8 protein-coding genes are annotated in these 9083 nt (G+C 63.3%); 3 read left to right on the plus strand and 5 right to left on the minus strand.

What is annotated here, in order from left to right:
* The coding region (locus PF446_RS03000; RefSeq protein ID WP_298069588.1) for a hypothetical protein at positions 1–201 on the minus strand (201 nt) is incomplete at its 3' end.
* On the opposite strand from PF446_RS03000, the gene PF446_RS03005 reads away from it, so the two are divergent.
* Together PF446_RS03005 and PF446_RS03010 are read left to right on the plus strand one after the other, a co-directional pair.
* Entirely contained in the window at positions 188–2128 is a 1941-nt protein-coding gene (locus tag PF446_RS03005) for a M48 family metallopeptidase (protein WP_298069590.1), read from the plus strand. The genes PF446_RS03000 and PF446_RS03005 overlap by 14 nt on opposite strands.
* 24 nt (positions 2129–2152) lie before the next feature.
* Positions 2153–3451 carry an MFS transporter gene (locus tag PF446_RS03010; RefSeq protein ID WP_298069592.1) on the plus strand — a complete coding sequence of 433 codons (1299 nt, stop codon included), beginning with the start codon at positions 2153–2155 and terminating at the stop codon, positions 3449–3451.
* Between the two features lie 7 nt (positions 3452–3458).
* On the opposite strand, the gene PF446_RS03015 is transcribed toward PF446_RS03010, so the two are convergent.
* The 3 genes from PF446_RS03015 to mtgA are packed head-to-tail and all read right to left on the minus strand — an operon-like array spanning position 3459 to position 5692.
* On the minus strand, positions 3459–3887 hold the full coding sequence (locus PF446_RS03015; RefSeq protein ID WP_298069594.1) for a CBS domain-containing protein: 429 nt from the start codon (positions 3885–3887) through the stop codon (positions 3459–3461).
* Between the two features lie 39 nt (positions 3888–3926).
* The gene (locus tag PF446_RS03020; protein WP_298069597.1) at positions 3927–4913 is read right to left on the minus strand and encodes a glycosyltransferase family 2 protein; all 987 of its coding nucleotides are present in this window, start codon (positions 4911–4913) and stop codon (positions 3927–3929) included.
* A 35-nt stretch (positions 4914–4948) separates the two neighbouring features.
* Positions 4949–5692, minus strand: coding sequence for a monofunctional biosynthetic peptidoglycan transglycosylase (mtgA, locus tag PF446_RS03025; protein WP_298069599.1), 744 nt, complete (start codon positions 5690–5692; stop codon positions 4949–4951).
* A gap of 123 nt (positions 5693–5815) precedes the next feature.
* On the opposite strand from mtgA, the gene PF446_RS03030 reads away from it, so the two are divergent.
* Positions 5816–6715 (plus strand): Hsp33 family molecular chaperone HslO, encoded by a 900-nt coding sequence (locus PF446_RS03030; RefSeq protein ID WP_298069601.1) that lies wholly within the window; start codon positions 5816–5818, stop codon positions 6713–6715.
* 34 nt (positions 6716–6749) lie between these two features.
* Here the strand turns inward: PF446_RS03030 and PF446_RS03035 are convergent.
* Positions 6750–9083, minus strand: a 2334-nt coding sequence (locus PF446_RS03035; protein ID WP_298069603.1) for an EAL domain-containing protein, incomplete at its 5' end; no start/stop codon positions are given.

The following is a 9083-nucleotide window of genomic DNA, read 5'->3' on the forward strand; positions in this document are numbered from 1 at the left end:
TGCCGGCAACTTCGGTTTCCAGGCGGCAGAGCCGCTCGCCCTGGAAAACCCCGAGGCAGCCGCGCCGCCCAAGGTGTCCTTCAACTGATGCGGTCCCGGCAGGTTTTGCCGGCGCAGTCGCTCAACTGAGGCTGCAATGGATTTCTTCGCACAACAGACCAGGATACGGCGCAGCAGCCGGGGGCTGGTGGTGCTGTTCATCGTGGCCGTGCTGGCGGTGGTCGCGGCGGTCGACGCGGTGGTGTTGGTGCTGCTGGGCTACACCGGCTCGGAACAAGGCCGGGCCGCGCTCGATCCCCGGATGCTGGTGATGGTAAGCCTGGGCGTGCTGGTGGTGATTGGCCTGGCTTCGACGGTGCGCAGCATGAGCCTTCGCGGTGGCGGGGCAGCCGTAGCCCGCAGTCTGGGGGCGACCGCGGTTTCTCCGGACACCACCAATCCGGCATGGCGCAAGCTGCGCAACGTGATCGAGGAGATCGCCATCGCCTCCTCGGTGCCGGTGCCGGACATTTTCGTGCTTGAAACCGAGCCTGGCATCAATGCTTTTGCTGCCGGCTACACCCCGTCAGACGCTGCGGTATGCGTTACCCAGGGTTGCCTGGACAAGCTCACCCGCGAAGAATTGCAGGGCGTGATCGCGCATGAGTTCAGCCATGTGCTCAACGGTGACATGCGACTGAACATCCGGCTCATGGGGTTGCTGTTCGGGATCCTGTTCATCGGCATCGTCGGGCGTCTGTTTCTGTACTCGGGCGGCCGCGTACGCACCCGCAAGGGCAATACCGCCTACGTGGCGATGATCGGCCTTGGTCTGGTGGTGGTGGGCTATATCGGTTATTTCTTCGGCCGCTTGATCCAGGCGGCTGTGGCGCGATCGCGCGAGTCCCTCGCGGATGCCTCGGCGGTTCAATTCACGCGACAGACGGCGGGCATTGCCGGTGCGTTGAAGAAGATCGCCGCACTCGAGGAAGGCTCGAAACTGGCCGCGGCCAACAGCCAGGAAGTGGCGCACATGCTGTTTGGCGAGGCAGGTCGGTTCTCCAGCCTGTTTGCCACCCATCCGCCGTTGCCCGAGCGTATCCGCGCACTCGGGGGCGTGTGGGATGACAAGGAGATCCGCCAGCTGGCCATGGCCTGGCAGCAACCGGGCCGTGCACGGCCCGGTCAGGATGCCTCGGCCTCGATCGCAGGGTTCATGCCCTCCGGTGCCGTGACCGCCGCGTCTGCCGAACATACGACGAGCCTTCCGCGCAGCGATCGACCGCTGCAGGTGGATGCGGCCAAAGTCGGCGCAAGCGTAGGCAAGCCCGGAGTGCAGGACATGCATGCGGCCGGCCACATGCAGCGCCAATTGCCGGATGTGCTGGCCCAGGCGGTGCATGATGCGGGCGGTGCGCTGGAGTTGATGCTCGCCTTGGCGGTGGCCGACGACGCAAGCCTGCGGGATGCCCAATTGTTGCGTGTGGACAGTGATTTCGGTAGTGCCGTGGCCGAGGGCGTGGAGGCACTGTTGCCGCCAATTTCCATTCTGCATCCAATGCTGCGCCTACCCCTGGTCGGGCTGGCGTTTCCGCAACTCAAGCGGCAGCCGCGTCCACGCCTGATGCAGCTGGTCCAGACGCTGGATGCGCTGGTGCATGCCGACCATCGCGTGGACCTGCACGAGTACTGCCTGGTCAAGCTGCTGCACCTGCAGCTGCATGATGCACTGGATCCGGCACGCGGATTCGTGCCCGGGGCCGGTCGCCTGCGCCAGTCCGCGGCCGAGTTCGGCGATCTGTGTGCCATCGTCGCCCGTCATGGGCAGTCCGATCCGGAAAAGGCCCGCCAGGCATGGGCAAGCGCCATGCATGAAGCGCTGCCTTCCAGCCGTGCCAGTTACGACCCACCGGAGGAATGGATCCCCCGCATGGATCAAGCGCTCGACCGGCTTGATCGCATCCGGCCGGTGGACAAGATGCTGGTGGTGCGCGGGCTGACTGCGGCTGTGTCCGCCGATGGCGAAGTCACGGTCGAAGAGGCTGAATTGTTGCGCGTGATCTGCGCGTCGCTGCATTGTCCGTTGCCGCCGCTGCTGCAGCATCTGGAGACACTGGACGACGAGGATGCGCATGCATCCCGGGATTGATTCAGGCAAGGCAGGTCTGCATCGATGAAACACCTGGATATACGAGCCCGGGAGTCACGCCCGCTGGTGCTCTCGGCGCTGTGCTTTTTCTTCATCCTGACCGCCTACTACATCATCCGTCCGGTGCGCGACCAGCTCAGTGGCGCGGTGGGCTCGACCTCGCTGCCGATCTTCTACAGTGCCACCTTCGTCGCCACGCTGCTCCTGACACCCGTCTTCGGCATGCTGGTCGCCCGCTTTCCGCGACGCCAGTTGATGTTGTGGAGCTACAGTTTCTTCATTGTCTGCCTGCTGGCCTTCGTGCCGGCGTTCGTGTTCCAGGACCAGATCGGCGCGAAGCTGCTGGGCACGGTGTTCTTTGTCTGGGTCAGCGTGTTCAACCTGTTCGTGGTCTCGCTGTTCTGGAGCCTGATGGCGGATATCTGGACCAGCCACCAGGCCCGGCGACTGTTTTCCATGGTGGCGCTGGGAGGCACAGCGGGCGCGCTGGCCGGTCCGATCATCACTTCGCTGCTGGTCAAGGTGCTTGGGGTCGCGCCGCTGCTGGTGGTGTCGGCGGTACTGCTGACCGTGGCCCTGGGTCTGCTGCTTCGCTTGTCCAGCGATGACGAGGACGCCTCGCGGGAATCAGCAAAAGCCATTGGCGGCTCCCTGCTGGCCGGTGCCCGGCAGGTAATGACGCAACCGTTCCTGCGCAACATGGCGCTGCTGATGCTGCTCAACGACGGCATTGGCACGGTGGCCTATGCCCTGGTCGCCGATTATGCCAAGGCCCATTACGTCAGCGATGCCGCCCGCACGGCGATGTATGCACACCTGGATCTGGCCATCAACGTGCTTGGCGCATTGATGCAGATCAGCCTGACCCGCTGGATATTGTATCGGCTCAGTGTCACCTGGGGGTTGGTGATCCCGGCGCTGGTCAACGTGGTGCTGTTGCTGATGGTGGTGGTCTGGGGCCGCGATATGCGCGTGTTCGGAACCGTCGTCTCGTTGGTGCTGGTGTTGCAGGTGGTTGCACGCGGGACCCAGTACGGCATGCTCAAGCCGGCGACCGATTCGCTGTACACGCGGATTGCGCGCGAGGCGCGGTACAAGGGCAAGAACTTTGTCGAGACGGCGGTCTGGCGCTTCGGGGACCTGTTTGTCACGACCAGTCTCAATCTGCTGCGTGGAATCGGCGTGACCCTGACCGGACTGGCGGCCATCAGTGCCGGGCTTTCAGGCGTGGCCGCCTGGATCGGCGTGCGCGCGAGCCACTCCAGCGACTTGCTGGAGGAAGCGCCGGAAACCGGAGGCGTGTCCGAACGTCCTGGGCCTTGAACCGCGGTCAGCCGGCGATGTAGCGCTGCAGGTGCTCGATTTCCTTGGCCTGCTCGTCGATCACGGCCTTGACCAGATCGCCGATCGAGACCACACCGATGACCCGGTTCTGCTCGACCACCGGGAGGTGGCGTACGCGGCTGTCCGTGCACAGGCGCATGCAGTCCGCGACGCTGGAATCGGGTCCGATGGTCATGACGCTCCCGGACATGATCTCGCTGACCGGGGTATTCGCCGATGAGCGTCCCTGCAGTACGATCTTGCGTGCATAATCGCGTTCGGAAACGATCCCTACCAGCGTTTCGCCGCGCATGACCAGAAGTGCACCTACACCGTGCTGGGCCATTTGCTTGATGACGTCCAGCACCGGCGTTTCCGGCTCAACGCGATAGACCTGGTTGCCTTTGCTCTCCAACAGATGTCTGACTTGCTGCATGAGCTGCTCCCGTCGCTGTCGGTGGTGTGCAGGAAAAGTCTAGCGCGATCCGGGTGAAGTCGGAACGCATTCTTTCAAGGATGCAGGTTTCGCCGCGATACGCGTGCTTTCCTGGACAAGGTACAACGGCCGTTGCTTGCTCTCGGCATAGATCTTGCCGATGTATTCGCCAACCACGCCAAGGGCCAGCAATTGCATGCCGCCCAGAAACAGGATGACCAGGATCAGGGTCGGATAGCCGCGCACCGGGTCGCCCCAGATGAGCGCCTTGACCAGGACCCATGCGCCGTAGACGAAGGCCAGCAGGGCTGAACCCAGGCCGGTGAGGGTCGCCAGGCGCAGGGGCGCGACGGAGAACGAGGTAATGCCTTCGACGGCCAGGTTCAGCAGTCGCCAGTAACTCCACTTGCTGCGGCCGCGATGGCGGGCCTGGCGGTGGTAGACGACACGGGTTTGCGGATAGCCGATCCAGCTGAAAAGCCCCTTCATGAAGCGTTGCCGCTCGGGCATGGCGCGCAACGCTTCGACGGCGCGACGCGAGAGCAACCGGTAGTCGCCGGTATCGCGCGGGATCGATGTGTCCGAAAGCTTCTCCATGCTGCGGTAGAACACGGCTGCGGTGAAGCGCTTGAAACGGCTTTCCCCATCGCGTGACTGGCGGGTCGCGTAGACCACGTCGTAGCCCTGCTGCCATTGCTCGATCAACTTGGGAATCAGTTCAGGTGGATCCTGGAGATCGGCATCGATGACCACTACGGCGTCGCTATCGGCATGATCGAGTCCGGCACTGAGTGCGGCCTCCTTGCCGAAATTGCGTGACAGGCGAAGACCCTCCGCAACGGGATCTTTATGGGTGATCGCCGTGATGACGTCCCAGGTGGCGTCACGGCTGCCGTCATCCACGTAAAGCACCCGGGGGGACAGTTCGAGCGATTGGAGTACCGACAGCAGGCGCTGGTGAAAGCCTTCCAGTCCGTCGGATTCGTTGTATGCAGGGACCACGATGGTGAGGGTCGGGGTCGGCATCGGTGCAGGCTCCATGGAAGGCGCGGCGTCGGCTCTCAGTGTCGCACGCGCGGGTGCGGCGGGTTCTTTTCGGTGACGTAGACGGTTCCGCCCAGTTGCTCCATCTGCTGCATGATCCAGTCTGCCCGGCCCTGCACGTAGGCCGAAGGGCGGTCGGCATGCAAACGCAGCGGATTGGGCAGCACTGCGGCCAGCAGCGCGGCCTGGTGGCGGTCCAGCCGGGCCGGGTCGGTATGGAAAAAGGCATGGCTGGCGGCATCCACACCGTAGATGCCGTTGCCGAGCTGGGCAATGTTGACGTAGACCTCCAGGATCCGTCGCTTGGGCCAGTTCGTTTCCAGCAGTACCGTGAAATAGGCTTCCAGCCCCTTGCGCAGGTAATTGCGTCCGCCCCAGAGGAACAGGTTTTTTGCGGTCTGCTGGCTGATGGTGCTGGCCCCGCGCAGTCGACCGCCATCCTCGGCGGTGTCGATGGCCTTGTGGATGGCGCGAAAGTCGAAGCCATGGTGGAACGGAAACCGTTGATCTTCCGAGGCCACCATGGCCAACGGCACCTGCTTGCTGATGCGTGACCAGGGCACCCAGTGGTGGTGCAGGGTGAAGTGCTTTTCGCCATGGATCCAAGCGCCGAGCTGTCGCTCGATCATGAAGGCGCTGGTGGGCGGCGGTACGAAGCGCAGCACCAGCACGATCGATTCAGTGATCACGATCCAGGCAAGCGCCACAATCACGACTACGCGAAGCAGGATCTTCCAGGAGAATCGCTTTTTGCCGCTCATGCACGCAAGTGTAAAGGTATAAGGACCGCTCCGTAGCCGGTGGATCGAGGGGCCAGTCCATGTCCGGGGCTTGTGATTGCGGCTGAAAGCCCCACTTTTCCGGGTTCGCAAGAGGATGACCACGTGACCACGCAACGCGATGTACTTCATCGATTCATGCTTGAACGCGCCGGCGTGCGCGGCGTGCTGGTGCGCCTGGGCGCCAGCTGGCGCGAGGTGGCCGCTCGCGCCGACTATGCCGCGCCGATTCGTACGCTGCTGGGCGAATGCCTGACGGCCAGCGCACTGCTGACCGGCCCGATCAAGTTTGACGGCGCGTTGTCGCTGGAGCTCAAGAGCCGCGGCGACCTGCGCCTGCTGTTTGCCGAATGCACCGAACGCGGAAGGTTGCGCGGCTTGGCCCGTACGGGTGACGGGGCCGAATGGGACGCGGACATCGACCTGTCCGGTCTGCCGCAGGCCACGCTGGCGATCACTATCGGCAACGTCGAGACCGGCAGCCGCTACCAGGGACTGGTGGACCTGCAGGACGCGCGTCTTGAACAGGCCATCGAGGGCTACTTCGCCCGTTCCGAGCAGCTTCCGGCGCGGCTGGTCCTGGTCGTGGGCGAACACGAAACGGCCGGCCTGCTGCTGCAGAAGATGCCTGCCGAGGGCGGCCATGATGCTCCGGGCGATTCCGATGGCTGGGATCGCGTGCAGCATCTGACCACGACCCTGACGAACGCGGAATTGCTGGAATTGCCTGTCGAGCAGTTGCTGTATCGCCTGTACCACGAGGAAAACGTTCGCCTGTTCGACCCGCAACCCCTGGCGTTCGGCTGCAGTTGCTCGGCGCAGCGCGTGCAGGCCATGCTGCGAGCGCTGGGCAGTGAGGAGGCGGATGCAGCGCTGGAAGCCAATGATGGCGTGGTCGAGGTGACGTGCGAATTCTGCGCTGCGCAGTATCGCTATGATCGCGTGGACGTCGAGCGGTTGTTCAGTGTCGTCCCGTCGGCACCTGCGTCTTCCAGCAGCCACTGATCGGCCTCAACCAGACCTGCGGCGAAGACCGGATTTATCTCCCGGGTTGCCAGTGCTCGAACGGTTCGGCCTTGGCGAACAGGTAGCCTTGCGCGAACCGGCAGCCCAGGTCGAGCAGGATCTTGCGCTGTGCTTCGGTCTCCACGCCTTCGACGATGACCTGCATCTGCAGGGAGTCGGCCATCGCCTGGATGGCGCGGAAAATGGCCGAGCCCTGCTTGTCATCCGCGTTTGCATCATTGCTGTCGATACGCGCGGTGAACGAGCGGTCGATCTTGAGGACCTCGATCGGATACTGGTGCAAGTAGCTGAGTGAGGAATATCCGGTTCCGAAATCGTCCAGGGCGACGGTAATGCCGTGTGTGCGCAGGCATTCGAGTGTCATCTTGACGTGTTCGGGGTTTTCCAGAAGGGTGCGTTCGGTCACCTCGATGCGCAGGCGGTCGGGCGGGACATCATGTGCCTGCAAAAGGTCCAGCAGGCGGCGGTCGATATCCTTGGTGCGCAGGTGCCGGCCGGAAACATTGATGCTGACAAATCCGTTCTCGCCGCACAGCGAGCCGGCACGCGCGAACACCTGCTCGAAGATCTGCCAGTCAATGGCCTCGATGCAGCCGCTGTCCTCGGCCACGGCCAGAAACGCATCCGGCAGCAGCAGGCCTCGCTCCGGATGGCGCCAGCGCATCAGGGCCTCGTATCCCAGGATCGATCCGTCATCCAGGCGCACGATCGGCTGGAAGAAGGGCTCAAACTCGTTGCGGGTGATGGCGCGTCGAAGGTCGCCTTCCACTTCCAGCACCGATAACGCGGTCCGCCGCAGATGGTCATCGAACCATGCCGCACGATGGCGTCCGGAGGCCTTGGCGCTGTACATGGCCGAGTCCGCGTCACGCAGCAGTTCTTCCGCGCGTTGATAGTGCTCTGCGGACAGGGCAATGCCGATGGATGCTGACGTGAACATCTCCTTGCTGCCCAGGCGGATCGGGTTGTTGAGTTCGGTGATGATGCGCTGTGCGACCTGGGAGATGTTTCCGGTGTCGGTGAAGCTTTCCAGCAAGACCGCGAATTCGTCGCCGCCCAGGCGCGCAACGATGTCGTCGGCCTTGACGCAGGCGCGGATGCGCGCGCCAACCTGGAAAAGGAGATCGTCGCCAATCAGGTGCCCGACCGAGTCGTTGATCACCTTGAAACGGTCAAGGTCGATGAACAGCACCGCGAAGCGCAGCGAGTCGTCCTCGTGATAGCGCCGCAGGGCCTGCTCGAGGCGTTGCAGAAGCAGGGCGCGATTGGGCAGCCCCGTCAGCGCGTCGTGGAGGGTTTCGTACTTGAGTCGGCGTTCGATGCGCTCGCGCTCGGCGATCTGTTCGCGAAGGTCGCGATTGGCCAGTGCCAGTGCACGGGTGCGTTCGGTCACGCGGCGTTCCAGACTGGCGTAGGCGTGTCTCAGGGACTCCGAACTGCGCTTGCGCTGGAGGGCGTTGGCGATGTGATAAGCGACAAAGTTGAGCAACTCCTGGTCGGACTTCTTGTAGGTGTGGTTTTCCGAGTAGCTCTGCACAGCCAGCACGCCGACGGTATTTTCATCGCAGATCAGCGGAACACCCAGCCAGCAATGGGGGGATGGGCCATTGGGAATGACTTCATGGTTGTCGATCAATTTCTGCATGCGCACGCGGTCGGCCAGCAGGGTGTGGCCCTGGCGCAACACATACTCGGTCAGGCCCTGTCCCAGCGAGCGTCTCTGGGGAATGGATTCGGATTCATCCACGCAATAGGGAAAGTCCAGCTTGCGTGCATCATCACTGAGCACTGCGATGTAGAAGTTGCGCGCGTAAAGCAGCTCGCCCACGATTTTATGCACGCAGGCATAGAAATCACCCAGGCTTTCGGCCGTGTTGGCCAACTCCGCGATGCGGAAAAGTGCGCTTTGCAGGCGCTCGCCATGCTGGCGTTCGATGACCTGGTCCTGCAGTACACGATTGGCGTCGCGCAAGGCCTCGGTACGTTCGGCCACGCGCCGTTCCAGATCGGCATGGGCCTGGCGGCGCTCCAGTGCGGTCTGTACGTGCTGGGCGACGTAGCTGAGAAGCTCCCGGTTCTTTTCGGTGAAACGTGCGTGTTCGTGGTAGCTCTGGACCACAAGCGCTCCGACCACTTCCTTGCCGCGCAGCAGGGGCACGCCCAGCCAGTCCACGGGGGCGGGCCCGGACGGGATCAAGGGTCCCCGGATCTGTTCCCGGATCTGATCAATATTGCCGTACAGGGGCCGTCCTTCGCGGATCAGATGCCACGTCACGCTGTTGCAAATACTCTGCATCGGCACGAATTCGTTTGGCGGTGGCGTTTCGGTGTCGTTGATATCGACGTA

The sequence above is a fragment of the Oleiagrimonas sp. genome, assembly GCF_027858935.1.
GTDB lineage: Bacteria > Pseudomonadota > Gammaproteobacteria > Xanthomonadales > Rhodanobacteraceae > Oleiagrimonas.